12 protein-coding genes are annotated in these 18,388 nt (G+C 69.3%); 9 read left to right on the top strand and 3 right to left on the bottom strand.

Annotation, left to right across the window (positions count from 1 at the left end):
* Positions 1-93: 93 nt before the first annotated feature.
* From J7U37_RS03110 to J7U37_RS03090, 5 genes are all read left to right on the top strand, one after another.
* The gene (locus J7U37_RS03110; RefSeq protein ID WP_056484781.1) at positions 94-1,188 is read left to right on the top strand and encodes an OpgC domain-containing protein; all 1,095 of its coding nucleotides are present in this window, start codon (positions 94-96) and stop codon (positions 1,186-1,188) included.
* Positions 1,152-2,129 carry a GDSL-type esterase/lipase family protein gene (locus J7U37_RS03105; RefSeq protein ID WP_247634785.1) on the top strand — a complete coding sequence of 326 codons (978 nt, stop codon included), beginning with the start codon at positions 1,152-1,154 and terminating at the stop codon, positions 2,127-2,129. Before J7U37_RS03110 ends, J7U37_RS03105 begins: the two co-directional genes overlap by 37 nt.
* Before the next feature lie 118 nt (positions 2,130-2,247).
* Positions 2,248-3,570 (top strand): oligosaccharide flippase family protein, encoded by a 1,323-nt coding sequence (locus tag J7U37_RS03100; RefSeq protein WP_247634850.1) that lies wholly within the window; start codon positions 2,248-2,250, stop codon positions 3,568-3,570.
* Complete coding sequence (locus J7U37_RS03095) at positions 3,567-4,736, top strand: GNAT family N-acetyltransferase (protein WP_247634784.1); 1,170 nt, start codon at positions 3,567-3,569, stop codon at positions 4,734-4,736. Before J7U37_RS03100 ends, J7U37_RS03095 begins: the two co-directional genes overlap by 4 nt.
* Before the next feature lie 79 nt (positions 4,737-4,815).
* Positions 4,816-5,235, top strand: a complete 420-nt coding sequence (locus J7U37_RS03090) for an FKBP-type peptidyl-prolyl cis-trans isomerase (RefSeq protein ID WP_056182064.1) — start codon at positions 4,816-4,818, stop codon at positions 5,233-5,235.
* Between the two features lie 65 nt (positions 5,236-5,300).
* Here J7U37_RS03090 and J7U37_RS03085 read toward each other — a convergent pair whose 3' ends face one another.
* Positions 5,301-6,287, bottom strand: coding sequence for a PAS domain-containing protein (locus J7U37_RS03085; protein WP_247634783.1), 987 nt, complete (start codon positions 6,285-6,287; stop codon positions 5,301-5,303).
* 1,136 nt (positions 6,288-7,423) lie between these two features.
* On the opposite strand from J7U37_RS03085, the gene J7U37_RS03080 reads away from it, so the two are divergent.
* Positions 7,424-12,289, top strand: coding sequence for an NAD-glutamate dehydrogenase (locus J7U37_RS03080; RefSeq protein WP_247634782.1), 4,866 nt, complete (start codon positions 7,424-7,426; stop codon positions 12,287-12,289).
* A 111-nt stretch (positions 12,290-12,400) separates the two neighbouring features.
* Here J7U37_RS03080 and J7U37_RS03075 read toward each other — a convergent pair whose 3' ends face one another.
* On the bottom strand, positions 12,401-13,882 hold the full coding sequence (locus J7U37_RS03075; RefSeq protein ID WP_056182077.1) for a PAS domain-containing methyl-accepting chemotaxis protein: 1,482 nt from the start codon (positions 13,880-13,882) through the stop codon (positions 12,401-12,403).
* A 583-nt stretch (positions 13,883-14,465) separates the two neighbouring features.
* On the opposite strand from J7U37_RS03075, the gene rpsU reads away from it, so the two are divergent.
* Complete coding sequence (gene rpsU, locus J7U37_RS03070) at positions 14,466-14,780, top strand: 30S ribosomal protein S21 (RefSeq protein ID WP_055957071.1); 315 nt, start codon at positions 14,466-14,468, stop codon at positions 14,778-14,780.
* Between the two features lie 135 nt (positions 14,781-14,915).
* Here rpsU and J7U37_RS03065 read toward each other — a convergent pair whose 3' ends face one another.
* Positions 14,916-15,308 carry a response regulator gene (locus J7U37_RS03065; RefSeq protein WP_247634781.1) on the bottom strand — a complete coding sequence of 131 codons (393 nt, stop codon included), beginning with the start codon at positions 15,306-15,308 and terminating at the stop codon, positions 14,916-14,918.
* Positions 15,309-15,898: 590 nt separating this feature from the next.
* Here J7U37_RS03065 and J7U37_RS03060 point away from each other — a divergent pair.
* Both J7U37_RS03060 and J7U37_RS03055 read left to right on the top strand, forming a co-directional pair.
* Complete coding sequence (locus J7U37_RS03060) at positions 15,899-16,687, top strand: class II glutamine amidotransferase (protein ID WP_056484777.1); 789 nt, start codon at positions 15,899-15,901, stop codon at positions 16,685-16,687.
* Positions 16,688-16,847: 160 nt separating this feature from the next.
* Positions 16,848-18,290: an NAD-dependent succinate-semialdehyde dehydrogenase gene (locus J7U37_RS03055; RefSeq protein ID WP_056182280.1), complete on the top strand. Its 1,443-nt coding sequence runs from the start codon at positions 16,848-16,850 to the stop codon at positions 18,288-18,290.
* The last annotated feature ends 98 nt before the right edge of the window (positions 18,291-18,388 follow it).

The raw sequence follows: 18,388 nt of genomic DNA, 5'->3' as shown, positions 1-18,388 counted from the left end.
GGGCACCTTATCAGGGCCGGCCCTTGCCGCGCGGCCGCGACCTCCAGTCCGCCTAGCACCTGTCCCTTCGAGCTGCCGGAGTGCCGAGCCCCGATGCGCGAACCGAACGCGGTGGATTTCTGGCGGGGCCTCGCCCTCATCACGATCTTCGTGAACCACATCCCCGGTAATACCTTCGAGCGCTACACCTATTCGCAATACGGCATCTCGGATGCCGCGGAGCTGTTCGTCTTCCTGGCCGGCTGGTCGATCGGGATCGCCACGCGCAACCGTGACGGCAGCCCCGAGCCGCGCCTGAAGAGCGTGCTGCGACTCCTGTCCCGCACCATCGAGGTGTATCGCGCCCAGATCACCACCATGGCCCTGGCGCTGGGCATGATCGCCGGTGCCGCCCTGTTTCTTGACAACCCGCTGCTGCTGGAATGGCACAATGCCGGCGGCTTCTTCGCCGACCCGATCCAGACCATGGTCGGTTTCGTGCTGCTCACCCACCAGCTCGGCTTCTTCAACATCCTGCCGCTCTACGTGGTGCTTCTCGGCATCGCCCCGATCTTCGTGCTGATCGGCCGGGTGAGCCGCGTCGCCGCTCTGGTGCTGTCCTTCGCCCTCTATGCCGCGAGCCTTGTCTTCGAATGGAACCTGCCCTCCTGGCCAGGGGAGGGCGACTGGTTCTTCGATCCCCTGTGCTGGCAACTCCTCCTGGTGCTCGGATTCACGATGCAGGATTGGAGTCGGACATCCCCCTGGCTGAAGCGCTGGTCGCGGCGACTGCTTCCGCTCGGCTTGGTGATCGTCGTGACGGGGATCGTCCTGTCGGTGCTGGAACTGCGGCCGGATCCGCTTCTCGTGCCTGACCCGCGCCTCGTCTTCACCTTCGACAAAACCTACCTGTCGCCGGCCCGTGTCGTGCACTTCCTCGGCGTGCTCCTCGCGTTCCAGGCAGTCTACGCCGTCCTGGCGCCCCGGCTCGGCTGGGTCACGAACTTCCTTGCGAGCCTTGGACGCAACTCCCTCGCGGTCTTCTCCATCGGCTCGCTGCTGAGTCTGGCCGCGCAACTTGTCAGGTTCTGGACCGGAGGCGGTGTCGTCGTTGACGTTTTCGTCGTAGGGTCCGGCCTGTTCGCACTAGGTTTCACCGCATGGTTCGTCGAATGGCGCTCCCGCAAACCGCGGCTCTCCTCGCCCTGAGCCTCTCGCTCCTCTGGTACGGGAGCGGAGAGAGCGCCTACGCGCAGGAGCCGGCGGCCCATCAGGACCCCGTGGTCAAGCAGGATCCCGTGCTCAAGGCGGTGCCGCCTGCGCCCACCGTCGTTTCGCCGCCGAGCGTCGTGGTGGCCGGTCAGGGCGCGGATGCGGAAGCCGTCGACGTGGCGCTTTCGCCGGAATGCCGGGTGCCGGGCTCCAAGCTCTACACCCTGGCCCGGCTCGGCGCGGTCAAAGACGCACTGAAGGAGAATCGTCCGGTGCGGGTGCTCGCCATCGGGGCCTCGACGATGGGACTCGGAGCCTCCGCCACGTACCCGGTCAAGCTGGAGACGGCGCTGGAGCGCTCCCTGACGAATGTCGACGTGGTGGTGGAGAGCCGGGGCCTGCAGGGCGAGATCGCCTCCGGAGCCGGCGAGCGCCTGCGCAGCATGGTGGCCGAGGTGGAGCCCGACCTCGTGATCTGGCAGGTCGGATCGCACGATGCCCTCGCGCGGGTGGATCTGGAGGCCTTCGGCAGCGCTCTCGATGAGACCGTCCAGTGGATCAAGGGCCACGCGATCGATGTCGTGCTGGTCAGTCCGGTCTACACCGCCAGCCTCGCGAAGGACGATTACTATACAAGCCTCGTGCGCAAGGTGCAGGAGGTGGCCCAGCGGGAGGGCGTGCCGCTGGTTCAGCGCTACGAGGCCATGCGCTACCTCGCCCGCAGCAACGACAAAGGAGAGGGGCACCTGCTCGGCACCCAGTTTCGCCTCAACGAACTGGGTTTGCGCTGCATGGCCGAGCACGTCACCCGCGCCATCACGCTCTCGCTGCTTCAGCCGGACCCCGTCTCCACCGGCACCGCCGGGCGCCCGGCCCTGACCCTGGCGCCTCCGAACGACGCGGTTGGTGCCAAGCCGACCCCGTCCGCCGGCCCCTGAACGCAATGCTTTAACCGCCCGGCTTAACCGCGCCGCAAGGCCGGATGGCCTAGACCCGAACGCATCGGGCGGGGGGCATTCGGTGAGCATAGCGACGGACAGGATCGGAGCCGCCAGCCTGTGGAGCACCCTCACGCGCCTGCGAACCGGCGCAGGCGGTGCGGCGATCCAAGTCTTCGCGATCCGCATCGGGGCGGCCGGCTTCGCCTATATCGGACAGGTCCTGATGGCCCGCCTGATGGGCGGGACGGAGTACGGGATCTTTGCGGCGATCTGGGTCTGGATCGCGATCCTGGGGCACTCGGCCACCCTCGGGCTGTCGCAGGGCGCTTGCCGCTTCATCCCGGGCGACCAGGCGCGCGGCGATCTCGCGGCGGTCCGGGCCTATCTCCTCGGCGGCGCGATGGTCACCCTGGCCAGCGCCATCGCTGTGGCGATCGGCGGACTCGCCCTGGTCTGGCTGGAGGGATCGCTGCTCGACGGTCCCTACGCCGCGCCGCTTCTGGTCGCCGCTCTCGTTCTGCCGCTCTTCGCCCTCCAGGATTACTGCGAGGGTGTCGCTCGTGGCCAGAACTGGGCGGTGCTGGCCATCGCACCGCCCTACCTGCTGCGCCAGGGCCTGATCATGGCCGCGATGCTCGCGACGGTGGCGCTCGGAGCCCCGGCGGAAGCCCGCATTGCCGTTGTGTGCACCCTGGTGGCGACGGGCGTCGCCGTGTCGATCCAGGCCGGTCTGCTGCTGCTGCGCCTGCGGGCAATCCTGCCTCCGGGGCCACGCCGCTACGCCTGGCGAAACTGGTTCCGCGCCTGTCTGCCGATCGCCGCGAGCGATCTCGCCAGCGCAGCCTCCAGCTTCATCGACGTGGTGGTGTTGAGCCTGCTCGTGCCGCCGGCTACGGTCGGATTGTACTTCGCGGCGACCCGCATCCAGCAATTCGTCGTCTTCGTGCATTTCGCCGCTACTGCCGCCACGGCACAGCGCTTCACGGCAGCGCATGCCGCCGGTGATCGGGAGCAACTCTCCACCCTGGTGTCGTTGCAGGCGCGGCTGACCCTGGCGGCCACCGCGCTGATCGGCATCGCCGTCGTGGCGGCCGCGCCCGTGCTGCTCGGACTGTTCGGACCCGAGTTTCGGGATAGCCTGCCGATCCTGGCGATTCTGGTCGCCGGCAGCGTCGCCGCCAGTGCCTTCGGTCCGGGCGAGGATCTGCTCAACATGCTCGGTGGCGAGCGCCTCGCCGCCGGCATCGCCCTGGCAATGCTGATCCTGGCCGGCGGCCTCTGCCTCGCGCTGGTCCCGGTGCTCGGTGTCACGGGGGCGGCGTTCGCGATGGCGATTGCCACCGTGGTGCGAGCCGTCGCGATGGCCCGGGTCGCCTATGCCGTGCATGGGCTGTTCACGCCGGTCCGGCTCGCTCGCTTCGGAAGGCTCGCCCAATGACCGCCGCTCTCGCGCGCCCGCCTGCAGCGTCGGCCTATCCCTGTCAGGCCTATTCCTGCGCCGTCACCACCCTGGACGCCCTCGGGCAGGACGCCGCGGCCTGGGACGATCTCTCGTCCCGGTCGGGGGATACCCATCCGTTCTACAGTCGCCACGTGATGCTGGCCCATCGGGCGAGCGGCCTCGCCGCACCGGATCTCCGGGTGGTCGTCGTGCGATTTGGCGATCGGCTGGAGGCCGTGCTGCCGTTTCGCCGATCCTACGACATCTGCGGCCTTGGGCGCTGCGTGTCGCTGCCCTACCTCTCGCCCTTCATCACCGCCACGGCGCCCCTGGTCGCCGATGGGCCGGAGCGACCCGCCATCCTGGCGACCCTGGTCGCGGGTCTGGCGGCCGCATCCGCTGGACGCCCGTGGCGCTGGCCGCTGCTCTCGGTCGAGACCAGCCTCGGTCGCGATCTGCTAACTGCGATGGGGCTTGCCGGCTGGGATGTCGGAGAGGTGGCGCGGTTCTGGCGCCCCGTCCTGCAGCGGCGCCCCGATCATGCGGCGTTCCTGGCCGGGCATCCGCATCCGTCCCGGCTGAAGGACTTACGCCGCCGCCAGCGGCGCATCGCCGAGGGAGGGGCCGTGAGCCTCGAGACCGAGACCCGCGGTCCGGGGCTCGCGCGGGCTGTGGAGGTGTTCCTGACCGTGGAAGCCGCCGGGTGGAAGGGCGCCGCCGGGAGCGCCATGGCGTGCCAGGCCGCCCACGCGACCTTCGCCCGCGCCGTGTTCGGAGCGGGCGAAGGTCCGGTCGGCATCCGGGCCGACACCCTGCGTCAGGCTGGAACGCCGCTGGCCGTCAGCCTCGCCCTGGTCTCGGGGGGGACCGCCTACCTCTTGAAGACCGCCTACGACGAGACCGCCCGCGCCTACGCGCCGGGTCTCGTGCTGGAGGCCGAGATCGTGCGGGCCCTGCACGTGGACGCCTTTGCCGACCGGCTCGATTCGGCGACCCTGGCCGGTTCCGCCCTGGAGAGCCTCTACCGGGAGCGCGACGCGGTCGCGGAGATCATCGCCGTGCCGGATGCGGGGCGCGGCCTGATCTCGCTGGAGCGGCGCCTCCGCCTGGCCCGCTTCGAGGGCGAGGCGCGTCACGAGGTGCGGCGCCTGCTGAGGCGCTGAGGGTTTTCGCGCCGGGGATTGTACCGGCATCCCGAGTCCGTGCTACTGCGCCGCCTCGGCATGCCAGACAGGACTATCCATGCGCCGTCCCCTCTACGCCCTCACCGGAGCCTTGATCCTCGCCATGACTGCATCCGCTTCCGCCGAGACCGTCACCACCCCTTCGGGCCTTCAGTACCGTGACGAGGTCGTGGGCACCGGCCCCGAGCCGAAGGCCGGCCAGAAGGTCAGCGTCCACTACACCGGCTGGCTCGATGAGGGCGGCAAGCCCGGCAAGAAGTTCGATTCCTCTCGGGATCGCGGCACCCCGTTCAGCTTCACCCTCGGGGCCGGACAGGTCATCGCCGGCTGGGATACGGGCGTCGCCACGATGAAGGTCGGCGGCAAGCGCACGCTGATCATCCCGCCGGACCAGGGTTACGGCCCGCGCGGCGCCGGCGGCGTGATCCCGCCCAACGCCACCCTGATCTTCGACGTGGAGCTGCTCGGCGCCCGCTGAGGCGGGTTTCCGACCGACGCGTATTCACGAGGGTCGCGTGGAGGTCACGCGATCTTCGGTCCGTCTCAGGCGTTCGAGACCGGACGGTATACCAGCCCGACCTCGCCGGGCTGGCGCGACACGAACGTGATCCCGGCCGCCTCAAGGGCCAGCCGGATGGCGGTCCGGGTTCGCGGCCGCAGGGCACCGCCGTCGCTTTCCTCGAATCGCTTGATGCTGGATCCCGAGACTTCGGCCGCCGCGGCGAGATCCGGGATCGACCAGTTCAGCATCGCCCGGGCGCTGCGGATCAGCGGGCCCGAGATCTCCTCCAACGGGATGCCGTTGGGCTGGCTCATCACGCTGGCCGAGCTTGTCATGTCGATGACGAGACCGATCCACTCCCGGACCGAGTGGTCCGGGTTGAGGATCGGCACCGCCCGGGCGCTGACCCAGCGGAACAGCCCGTCGGCGCAGCGCAGCCGGTAATTGGCCTCGTAGGATTCGACGCGCCGGACGGCATTGGCCCAGGCGGCGGCGGCCTGGGCGCGGTCGTCGGGATGGATCGCGGCGGACCAGCCACCGGCCTGCCATTCCTGCGGGGTCTGGCCCGTCAGCGCGCACCAGCTCGTCGAGGGGAGGTAATGACCGTCGGCCGTCATCTCCCACACCACGGAGGCGACGGCCTCGACCAGTCCCTCGTACCGGGCCTGGTTGCGCAGGACCGACTGGGTCGCCTCGTGCCGGCAGGTGACGTCGAGCAGGATCCCATCGGCCCGGATCGGATAGGCGTCGTGTCCGAGGATCACTTGCCCCTTGAGCTCGACCCAGCGCACCGAGCGGTCGGACCGCACAACCCGGAACCCGCGATCGACCGGAATTCCGGTTCGCAAGGCGGCGGAGATCTCTTCGAAAATGTGCCGGTCGTCCGGATGGAACAGGTCGCCCAGCGTATCCAGCTTGCCGTTCAGCTGCGACAACCCGGTCAGGCGCGCGAATCCATCCGAGAAGGCCAGTTCACTCGATCGCAGATCGACAGACCAGAGCCCGATCTGCGTCAGATCCTCGGCCAACTGGAGCATGCGTCCGGGTGCAGCGGGAAAGGGCCGGCGCTGCTGACCTGTTAAAAGATGCGATTCTAGACGAGTCATGCTCGCGGCGAACACGTGATCATCTCTCACGATAGCTTCGGGATCGGTACGACATGACCGTACCGCGCGGTTTTATGAGCGAAATTCTGAGGGAGGTCCATATCGCTCTTCGGGTCGACCAATAACGTACACCGGGAATAGGTATTTTTCCGTGAAGACGCTCGGTGTGGATCGATCAGTCCATCTTCGCAGTCTTGTTCAGATCAACGCATGATCAGCATAGGTTTCTGCATTGATTGCGGGCTATGAACGCAGATGTTTCTCACCGCGCCGGACCGCCCAGAGTCGTGCGCATGGTCGTACCCACGCCCCACGCGGGTCGCTAGCAGGGTTTGATCTGCCTCCTTTGCCAGCACCAGCCTCTCAACACGCGACCGGTCGACCAAATGACGTCAGGACTGCTCGGCGCCGCAATTCTAATCTGAGAACATCCTGCGATTCCTTCGCAGGGGCCTCTCCCGCCAACTCAGCCGCCAACTAACATTTAGCAAATTTTGAATGCGACGTTGTATGACTGAGTTACGGCATGTGACTAGGAGTTCCAAGGACGAGAATTCGTGCCGTTTTGTGAGCATAATAACCGGTGGTTGTTTTCAAAAAAAAGTGATTATTCGTATTTTTAGCTGCTTAATCTCATAACGACCTACCACCTGTCGGGGGTATTGGATCGAGATCGCAACTTTCAATCGGCGATACCGAGTCGGCAGACTCATTGATCTTCGTGTGATTCCGACGACTAAGCTGATTGTCACGCTCCGCCACCCGTCAGGACAGGCTCCGGCGCGGCACCCTGCTCGCCTCTTGCGATCGACATGCATATTATGCAACCCAGCTTTGCATTATTGTGGGTCGATGCGGCGGCGTGACCGGAAAGCCTGACATCGATCATGGGTCGTAGCCTCCGGCGCGGTTTGCAGGGGATGGAACGGGGGGCGCGCTCTGGCCACCCATCGGCACCGATGCTCAAGTGCGTCCGGATTCGACGGGCCGCGACGGCCGGGTCGGGCTTCTTCGTCTCGACGCGGGCCGGCCGCACCGACGCAAGGACACGGAACACCATGGCTCTGGAACGGAATGCCGCGCTCTCCAGCCCCCAGGCCCGGGGCGCCCGCACCGATCTCCTCGGGGCCGCCGCCGAGCGGGTCGCCGCGCAGGGCGGCCCCGGCGGCTTCGTCACCGACCTGTTCGGACGGGTGCCGCCCGAGGATCTCTCGCCCTATCCGGCGCAGGATCTCGCCGACCTCGCCCTGGCGGCGCGCGCGAATCTGGCGCGAGGCCGCCATCCCGGCGCGCCGGCGAACCTGTCCGTCAGCGACCGGGTCGTCGTGCGCGAGGGCCGTGCCCGTGATCTCACGATCGTGGAGATCGTCAACGACAACCGCCCGTTCCTGCTCGATTCGGCCCTGGCCGAGCTGACCGAGCAGGGGCTTGCCCCGCACCTCGTCGCCCACCCGATCCTCGGTGTCGAGCGCGATGCGACCGGCGTCCTGATCCGGGTGGTCGGCGAGACCACCGCCGACACTCAGGCCGGGTTCGCCCGCGAGAGCTTCATCCACATCCACCTCGACCGGCTCGACGACGACGCGGCCCGCACCCGCCTCGTCGACGGCCTGACCCGGGTGTTTCGCGATGTGGCGCTGGCCACCGACGATCACGCCGCCATGGCGGCCCGCCTCGCCGCCCTGGCGGCATCCTATGCCGGCGCCCCGCCGCCCCTGTCCGAGAGGGAGGTGGCGGAGGCCCGCGCCTTCCTGGCCTGGCTCGGCGAGGGCCACTTCACCCTGCTCGGCCTGCGCGAGCACGGCCTGGCCGGCGACGAGCACGCGCTGGTCGAGGGCTCCGGCCTCGGGCTGCTGCGCGATCCCGCCGTGGCGGTGCTGCGGCGCGGCGGCGCCCTCGTGGACATGACGCCGGAGATCCGCGCCTTCCTCGAAGGCCCGCAGGCGCTCATCATCACCAAGGCCAGCGTGAAGTCGCGCGTCCACCGCGCGGCCCATCTCGACTACGTCGCCTGCAAGCTGTTCAGTCCCGATGGCCGGCTCACCGGCGAGGTCGGTATCGTCGGCCTGTTCAACGCCAGCGCCTACACGCTGCCCACCCGCGAAATTCCTTATCTGCGCGAGAAGGTGGCGCAGGTGGCGGCCCGCGCCGGCCTCGACCCGATGAGCCATGCGGGGCGCGGCCTCCTCGACGTGCTGGAGACCTATCCGCGCGACGACCTGTTCCAGATCGATGCCGACCGGCTCTATCGCTTCAGCCTCGCCATCGCGCATCTCGCCGACCGGCCGCGCCTGCGGGTGCTGTCGCGGCCCGACCGCTTCGGCCGCTTCGTCTCGCTCCTGGTCTACGTGCCGAAGGACCGCTACGATTCCACCGTCCGGGCGCGGATCGGCGCCTACCTCGCCGCCGAGTATGGCGGCCGGCTCTCGGCGGCCTATCCGTACTTCCCGGACGGGCCGCTGGCGCGCACCCACTTCATCATCGGCCTGCCCGAATCCGGCGCGCCCGAGCGCGATCCCGCCGCCCTGGAGGCCGGCATCGCGGCCCTGGTGCGCACCTGGGGCGACGCGTTGCGGGTCGCGCTCGCCGAAACCCTCGACGGGCCGGAGGCCCGCGCCCTGGCGGCCCGCTACGGCGAGGCCTTCTCGGCGGCCTATCGCGAGAGCTTCGCTCCGCGCGTCGCCATCGCCGACATCATGACCCTGGAGCGCCTGAGCCCCGAGCGCCCGCGCGCCGCCGATATCGGCCGGCGCGCCTCCGACCCGGATGCGCAGATCCGCCTCAAGGTGTTTTCGCGCGGGGCGTCGCTGTCGCTCTCCGAGCGGGTGCCGGTGCTGGAGAATCTCGGCTTCCGCGTCATCAACGAGCGGACCTATCGCATCCTGCCCCCCGGGACCGACGAAGGCTCCCGGGTCTGGCTGCACGACATGCTGCTCGAGCGCGCCACCGGCGCCGCCATCGATCTCGGCCGCCTCGAGACTCTGCTCGAGGACGCCCTGCTGGCGCTGGGCACCGGATCGGCCGAATCCGACGGCTACAACCGCCTCGTGCTGGAGGCGGAGCTGCCCTGGCGCGCGGTGTCGGTGCTGCGGGCCTATGGCCGCTACCTGCGCCAGCTCCGCATCCGCTACGGCCAGGACTACCTCGCCGCCACCCTCGGCGCGCATCCGGACGTCGCCCGGTCCCTCGTCGCCCTGTTCGAGGCTCGGTTCGATCCGGCGCTGGCGGGCGATCGGGAGGCCCGGCAGGCGGAGATCCGGGCCGGGATCGAGACGGCGCTCGCCGCCGTCACCAGCCTCGACGAGGACCGCATCCTGCGCCGCTTCGTCAACCTGATCGAGGCGACCCTGCGCACCAACTTCTTCCAGGTCGCGCCGGGGGGCGGACGCCGCGAGGCCCTGGCCTTCAAGTTCGCCTGCGCCCGGGTCAGCGGCATGCCGTTGCCGCGGCCGCTCTTCGAGATCTTCGTCTATGCGCCCCGCGTCGAGGGCGTGCACCTGCGCTTCGGCTACGTGGCGCGCGGCGGCCTGCGCTGGTCCGACCGGCCGGAGGATTTCCGCACCGAAGTGCTCGGGCTGGTGAAGGCCCAGCAGGTGAAGAACGCCGTGATCGTGCCGGTGGGCGCCAAGGGCGGCTTCTTCCCCAAGCGCCTGCCGCCGGCCTCCGACCGTCAGGCCTGGATGGAGGAGGGCACCGCGAGCTACCGGATCTTCATCCGCACGCTGCTCGAACTCACCGACAACATCGTGGGTGACGCCATCGCGCCGCCGGCCGACACGGTGCGGCACGATTCCGACGACGCCTACCTGGTGGTGGCGGCCGACAAGGGCACCGCCACCTTCTCGGACATCGCCAACGCCCTCTCGGCGGAGCGCGGCCACTGGCTCGGCGACGCCTTCGCGTCGGGCGGCAGCCAGGGCTACGACCACAAGGGCATGGGCATCACCGCGCGTGGCGCCTGGGAGGCGGTGAAGCGCCACTTCCTGGAGATGGACATCGACACCCAGAGCGACCCGATCACGGTGGCGGGCGTCGGCGACATGTCCGGCGACGTGTTCGGCAACGGCATGCTGCTGTCGCGCACCCTGCGCCTCGTGGCCGCCTTCGACCACCGCGACATCTTCCTCGACCCCAACCCCGACGCGGCCGCGAGCTTCGCCGAGCGCCAACGCCTGTTCAATCTCGGGCGCTCGTCCTGGCGCGACTACGATGCCGGCCTGATCTCGCCCGGCGGCGGGGTCTTCGCCCGCAGCCTGAAGACCATTCCGCTTTCGCCCGAGATCCGGGACGTGCTCGGGATCGCGGACGCCGAGGCGACGCCGGCCGACCTGATGCAGGCGATCCTGACGGCGCCGGTCGACCTGCTCTGGTTCGGCGGCATCGGCACGTATATTCGCGCCACCACCGAATCCGACGAGGAGGCCGGCGACCGGGCCAACGACGCGGTGCGCATCACCGGGGCCATGCTGCGCGCGAAGGTGATCGGGGAGGGCGCCAATCTCGGGGCGACCCAGCGCGGGCGCATCGAGGCGGCCCGCCACGGCATCCGCCTCAACACCGACGCCATCGACAATTCGGCCGGGGTCAACACCTCCGACGTCGAGGTGAACATCAAGATCGCCCTGATGAGCCCGGAGCGGGACGGCCGCCTCGACGGGCAAGACCGCAACGCCCTCCTGGTGGCGATGACCGACGAGGTCGCCGCCCTGGTGCTGCGCAACAACCAGCTCCAGACGCTGGCCCTGTCGCTGGCCCAGCATCGCGGCCTGTCCGAGACGGGCTTCGCCATGCGGACCATGCAGGCGCTGGAGGCGGACGGGCGCCTCGACCGCACTGTCGAATTGCTGCCGGACGATGCGGCGATCACCGAACGCATGCGCAAGGGCGAGGGGCTGACCCGGCCGGAATACGCGGTGCTTCTCGCCTACGCCAAGCTCGCGCTCTACGACGCGCTGCTGGCGAGCACCGCCCCGAACGACCCCTATTTCGACCGCGAGCTGCAGCGCTACTTCCCCGCCGCCCTGCGCCAGCGCTTCCCCGACGCGGTCAACGGCCACCGCCTGCGGCGCGAGATCATCAGCACCGCGCTCTCCAACATCATCGTCAATCGCGGCGGCCCCTCGCTGGTCACCCGCCTCGTCGAGGAGACGGGGGCGGATGCGAGCGCCATCGCCAAGGCCTACGCCATCACCCGCGACGCCTACGGGCTGATGGAGCTGAATCTCGCCATCGACGGGCTCGCCGGCGCCATCGGCGGACAGGCGCAGATCGCCCTCTACGCCGAGGTTCAGGACCTCCTCGTCGGCCGCATCGTCTGGTTCCTGCGCAACCTCGACCTCTCGGGCAGCGTCGCCCCGATCGTCGCCCGCTACCGCGAGGGCATCAGCGCCCTGCAGGCGGCCCTGCCGGCGGTGATGGGCGAGGCGGTGAACCGGCAGCTCGCCGCCCGCGAAGCCGAACTCGTCGGGCTCGGGATGGCGGAGGCGCCGGCCCGGCGTCTGGCGGCCCTGACCACCCTGACCTCGGCCCCCGACATCGTACGCATCGCCGAGACCGGCGGCGGGGCCATGCCCGAGATCGCCGCGACCCACTTCGCCCTCGACCGGGCGCTCCAGCTCTCGGACCTCACCGGCGCGGCCCGGGCGGTCGCCACCGGCGACACCTACGACCGCATCGCCCTGGAACGCGCCATCGCCACCATCGCCACCGCGCACCGGCAACTCACCGCCGAGATCGTCGGCACCGTGGGGGCCGGCGCGGACGCGGTGGAGGCCTGGAGCCGGAGCCGGGGCGCCGCCCTCGACCAGGCCCGCGCCACCCTGGAGGCGGTGACCGCCTCCGGCCTCACGGTCTCCAAGGCGACGGTGGCGGCGAGCCTGCTCGCGGACCTGGCGCGGCCGAAGGGCGGGGCGATCGCCGGCTAGAGTTTTTCGTTTTCGCGAGTTTTTCGTTTTCGCGAGTCTTTCGTTTTCGCGAGTCTTTCGTTTTCGTTTGTCTGGTCGGGATCACCGGTTTCCCCTGATCCCTGACCATTTCTAACGCGCGAGGACGCGCGCCGCGTCTTTCGTGGTCCCGACCGCGCGGGAGACGTCGCCGATGGACTGGGCGATCGCCTGGATGTTCTGGGAGATCGCCGCCACTGCGCTCGCGGCGTGCTGCATGTTGCCCGACATGTCCTGGGTGACGACGCTCTGCTCCTCCACCGCCGCCGCGGTGCTGACGACATAGTCGCCGATCTGGGCCACCGAGCCCTGGATGGTCTGGAGGGCGTCGCCGACCTCCTTCGAGACGGCCTGGACGTTGTCGATCTCGGCCGCGATCTGCTCGGTGGCGCGGGCCGCCTGGTTGGCGAGATTCTTCACCTCCTGCGCCACCACCGCGAAGCCCCGGCCCGCCTCGCCGGCCCGGGCCGATTCGATCGTCGCGTTGAGCGCCAGCAGGTTGATCTGGCCGGCGATGCTCTGGATCAGGCCGACGATGCCCGTCATCGCGCTGGCGGCGTCGGTGAGCCGCCGGGTCTCGGCGGCGGCCGCCGCGACCTGGCCCTGGGCGGCCTCGGTGGCGGCGCGCGAATGCGTCATGCTCTGCGAGATCTCGGCGACCGAGGCGGCGAGTTCCTCGGAGGCCGCCGCCATGGTCTGGACGTTGTCCGCGGTCGTGCCGGCCGCCGTCTCGGCGTCCCGCGTCTGGGTGTTGGACAACAGCACGGCGCTGTCGATCTCGCCGAAGTTCTGGGCGATCAGCCGTCTCAGGTCGTCGAGGAGGGTGACCTGAGCGGTGATGTCGGTGGCGAACTTGACGACCTTGTAGGGGCGCCCGGCCGCGTCCAGGATCGGGTTGTAGGAGGCCTCGATCCAGATCTCCCGGCCGCCCTTGGCGATGCGGCGGTACTGCGCGGCCTGATACGTGCCGGCGCGCAGGCTCGCCCAGAACGCCGCATAGGCGGGGCTGTCGCGCTCCTCCGGCCGCACGAACATGCGGTGATGCTGGCCGACGATTTCCGGCAGGCTGTAGCCCACCGCCGCCAGGAAGTTCGGGTTGGCCTCGAGCACCACCCCGTCGAGGGAGAACGAGATCACCGCCTGGGCCTTGTGCAGGGCGGCGATCTGACCCTCGCGGTCGGCGTCCTGCATCTTCTGCCGGGTGATGTCGGTGGCGAACTTGACGACCTTGTAGGGCTTGCCGGCGCGGTCGAGGATCGGGTTGTACGACGCCTCGATCCAGACCTCGCGCCCGCCCTTGGCGATGCGGCGGTACTGCGCGGCCTGATAGGTGCCCGCGCGCAAACTCGCCCAGAACGCGGCGTAGGCGGCGCCGTCGCGCTCGCCCGGCGCGACGAACAGGCTGTGGTGCCGGCCCCGGATCTCGGCCAGCGGGTAACCGATCACCGCCAGGAAGTTCTCGTTGGCGGTGATGACGGTTCCGTCGAGATTGAATTCGATGATGCCATGAGACTTGTCCAGGGCCGCCAGCTTCGCGTCCGTCTCAACCGACGCCTTGTTCCGCAGACCCAACATCCGTCGCCCCAACGTGAGAACCCTGAAGGATTCATGCCGCAACTGCGCGCCGTCCCGTCCGAAGATCGGCCGTGTTGCTCAAGGAATGTTGCATACAAAAATTAATTATTGGAAAATTGGGCCGGGTTTCGTGACGATGTAGCAACCAAAGGTCGGTTCCGAACCTCGACGTTCACTGCGGGAAAGCTGTGGGCGATCAATCCAAATCTTCATCCGGACGATAAAGGCTTCTGCGCAGCGATTCAGCACTGTCCTGTCGCTTGAGAACTGCGATCCTTCAGGATGTCCGGCGTCTGTTCTCAGCATCCCCGTGCCGTGCCTGGCGCGACCCGGCGCCGACCGGCGGCGCACTCCGAGCGCCACAATGCCGTCGAGCTGTCGCAAGGCGTGTTGGAACTCGCGGGCGGTTGGTGTATGAGCCTGCCCCAAGTGCAGTTTCTGCGCCGATTCGAGGCCGTCTGACGGACGTCCCGCCCGGGGTAATCCTGGGTCCGGGACGTTTTGCAGTTCGCGTCGCGGGGCTCCGTTCGGGTCTCAAGGGTCGGCGCCGCCCAACAAACACCGTTTCAGAGGATTGAAACCGTTGCAGGTACTCGTTCGCGACAACAACGTCGACCAAGCCCTCCGCGTCCTGAAGAAGAAGATGCAGCGCGAGGGCATCTTCCGCGAGATGAAGCAGCGCAAGGCTTACGAGAAGCCCTCCGTCCGCAAGGCACGTGAGAAGGCCGAGGCCGTGCGCCGCGCCCGCAAGCAGGCTCGCAAGACCGCGATCCGCGAGGGCCTGATCGCCGCGCCGAAGCCGAAGCCCCGTTTCGGTGCCGGTGCGCCGCGTCGTCCGGGCGGTTCGCCGTTCGCCCCGACGGCCCCGACCGTGCTGCCGCCCGCCGGCAACGCCTGACGCCGCAGCGCGGCACGGCGGGACGTATCGCCCGCCCCGCGCCGTCGCCTTGCGTGTCCCATCGATCTGCAAAAAGCCCGGCCGCTCGGCGGCCGGGCTTTTTCGCGTGGGTTGAACCGTCCGGGAGGACTCGTCTCAGGCGGCCCGGGCTGCCTCGGCGGCGTGCTCGGCCTGGACCAGCACATCGAGGGCGCGCCACGGCTTCTGCATGTAGACCGCCTGGGCCGGCAGGCTGCCGCCGCCGCGCGCATCGCCGCCCGAGGTGAGCACCACCCGGACGTCCGGCCAGCGCCGCTCGACGGTGCTCGCGAGGGCGATGCCGTCCATGCCGGCGCCGAGGCGCACGTCGGCGAAGAGCAGGGCGACGTTGCCGCCGGAGCGCTCCAGCACCGAGATCGCGGCCTCGGCCGTGTCGCAGGCGATCACGTCGAGGTCGCTCTCCTCCAGAACCGCGGTGGCGAGATTGCGGACGTCGGCGTCGTCCTCGACCACGAGAGCGATCGGGCAGGGCGTGTGTGAGCGATCCATGGAGTCTCCTCGTCGGGCATCTGGGTTTCTGAACGAAAGGGGCGCGGGAACGGGCGCCGGGCAATGGGCCGGGATGAACGTGACGCAGCACACGGTCGGCGGACGGCTGTCTGCGGCCCGTGCCGACGGAATTCGCGGTGATCCTGTCCGCCGCGACCCTGTCGCGGCGCTGATTCTTTCGCAGTGATGCTGCGCCGCCACGGTGTGATCGGCAAGAGTCCCAATGGCGAGCGTCTGAACGGCGATAGGCTGATCGGCACAGTCCAACCGACCAGAATCCGAATCGCTGAGTCGGCTCTGTGGTTCCCGCGGTCGAAAAATCGGTCTTCGCCGCATTCCCGCCGGGCTCCCGTGATGAGGATGGGGGGAGTGGATGGGGGCGGCTCGCCCCTCCCGGCGCGAGAGCGGTGCGTCTCTTGCATGGCTCGCCTCGCAGGAGGTCGAGACCGGTGCTCACGTTAACGATGCATTCACCCTGTTCGCTCGAACCTGACCAGCGAGCCTGTGGACGTGGTTGCATGAGACGGACGCTGCCCTAGGGGCGGCGGGCGGTTCGGCGGGTCATTGGGATCAGGGGGTGTTTGTCCGTCATGTGCCGCTTTCTCGCCTATTCCGGTGAGCCGGTCTTCCTGACCGACCTCGTCTGCGCACCGACGCACTCGCTGGTCCACCAGTCGCTCCACGCGGCCGAGGCGAAGACGGAGACCAACGGCGACGGGTTCGGCATCGGCTGGTACGGCGAGCGGGTCGATCCCGGCCTCTACCGCGACGTCTGCCCGGCCTGGTCGGACGAGAATCTGGTCAACCTCTGCCAGCAGGTGCGGGCGCGGATGTTCTTCGCCCATGTGCGGGCTTCGACCGGCACCGCCACCACCCGGGCGAACTGCCATCCCTTCGCCCACGGTCGGCATCTGTTCATGCACAATGGCCAGATCGGCGGCTATGGGCGCATCAAGCGCCGGATCGAGGCGCTGATCCCCGACGCGCTCTACGACCAGCGACGCGGCAGCACCGATTCCGAGGCGATCTTCCTGCTGGCCCTGGCCAACGGCCTCGCGGAGGACCCGGTCGGCGCCATGCACAAGACCTTGGCCACGGTGCGCGAGCTGATGCGGGCCGCCGAGGCGACCGAGCCCCTGCGCTTCACCGCCGTCGTCACCGATGGCGACACCCTCACGGCCTTCCGCTGGGCCTGCGACAGCAGCCCGCCCAGCCTGTATTACCGCCAGACCGACACCGGCCTCGTCGTCGTGTCGGAGCCGATCGACGGCTGCCGCGACGGCTGGACCGTGGTGCCGAAGGGCGCCACCCTGCAGGCGCGAATCGGCGGCTCCGTCGTCGTCACCGGCGCCAGCGCCGCCGAGCGCATCGCCGCCTGAAGAGACTCGGCCGCGCGATCCACGACGGGGTGAGTCGTCGGTGCAGCGTGATGCGTCCCGCGGCTTCCCGCGTCAGGCGCCCCAGCCATCGCGGGATAAGGGTTGCGGGCGGCGCGGGATGGGCGGACAAACCGGCTCCATCGCCATGCGGGAGCCGCCGATGACGTATCCGAACGTGACGCTGCACATCGCCGGGAGCTGGACCGACGGGTCCGGCGCCGAGACCCTGCCGGTGTTGAACCCGGCCACCGGCGAGACCCTGGGCACGCTGGCGGTCGCGACCCGCGATGATCTCGACCGGGCGCTGGCGGCCGCCGCGCGCGGCTTTGCCCTCTGGCGCAGGGTCTCGGCCTTCGAGCGCGCGAAGGTGCTGCGCCGCGCCGCCGATCTTCTGCGCGAGCGGGTCGAGGCCATCGCCCGCATCATGACCCTGGAACAGGGCAAGCCGCTGGCCGAGGCGCGGGTCGAGATCCTGGCCGGGGCCGACGTCACCGACTGGTTCGCCGAGGAAGGGCGCCGGGCCTATGGCCGCATCATCCCGGCGCGGGCGGACGGCGTCGTCCAGATGGTGCTGCGCGAGCCGGTCGGGCCGGTGGCCGCCTTCACGCCCTGGAACTTCCCGATCAACCAGGCGGTGCGCAAGGTGGCGGCCGCCCTCTGCGCCGGCTGCTCGGTGGTGCTGAAGGGACCGGAGGACACGCCGGCGAGCTGCGCCGCGATGATCCGGGCCTTCCTCGATGCCGGGGTGCCCGGCGACGTGCTCTCCCTCGTGTTCGGCGATCCGGCCGCGATCTCCGGCTACCTCATCCCGCATCCGGTCATCGCCAAGATGTCGTTCACCGGCTCGACTCCGGTGGGCAAGGAACTCGCCGCTTTGGCCGGGCGCCACATGAAGCGGGCGACGATGGAGCTTGGCGGCCACGCGCCCGCGATCGTGTTCGCGGATGCCGACGTGGACAAAGCCGTGGCCGTGCTCGGCGCCAACAAGTTCCGCAATGCCGGCCAGGTCTGCGTCGCGCCGACCCGGATGCTGGTGCACGACTCCGTCTACGACCGGTTTCGCGATGGCTTCGTGGCCTTCGCCGAGGGCCGCAAGGTCGGCGACGGGCTCGACCCCGAGACCACCATGGGGCCGCTCATCCATGCCCGCCGCCTGGAGGCCATGGAAACGCTCTGCGCCGATGCCGTGGCGCAGGGTGCCACGCTGCGCACCGGCGGCCAGCGCATCGGCAACCGCGGCACCTTCTTCGCACCGACCGTGCTGTGCGACGTGCCGGTGAGCGCCCGCATCATGAACGAGGAGCCTTTCGGCCCGGTGGCGCTGATCCAGCGCTTCTCCGACGACGCGGCCGCTTATGCCGAGGCCAACCGGCTGCCCTATGGCTTGGCCGCCTACGCCTATACCCGCTCGGCGGCCCGGGCCGTCGAGGCCGCCGCCCGGATCGAGAGCGGCATGGTCGGCATCAATCACCACGGCCTCGCCTTCCCCGAGACACCGTTCGGCGGCGTCAAGGAATCCGGCTACGGCAGCGAGGGCGGCTCGGAGGCGCTGGAGGCCTACCTGACGACGAAGTTCGTCAGCCAGGCGAGCGTCGGGGGGTAGGGGGCGAAGTCGCGGGTCGTCCCTGCCCCCTCTGTGGCAGGGAGACGATCGATGCGCGCCCCGACTTGCCCCCTCTCCGGCAAGCAGAGGGGCCCCGC

The sequence above is a fragment of the Methylobacterium sp. 37f genome (genome assembly GCF_023093475.1).
Taxonomy (GTDB): domain Bacteria; phylum Pseudomonadota; class Alphaproteobacteria; order Rhizobiales; family Beijerinckiaceae; genus Methylobacterium.
The sequence above is the reverse complement of the archived record's forward strand: the minus strand, read 5'-3'. Positions and strand labels throughout refer to the sequence as shown.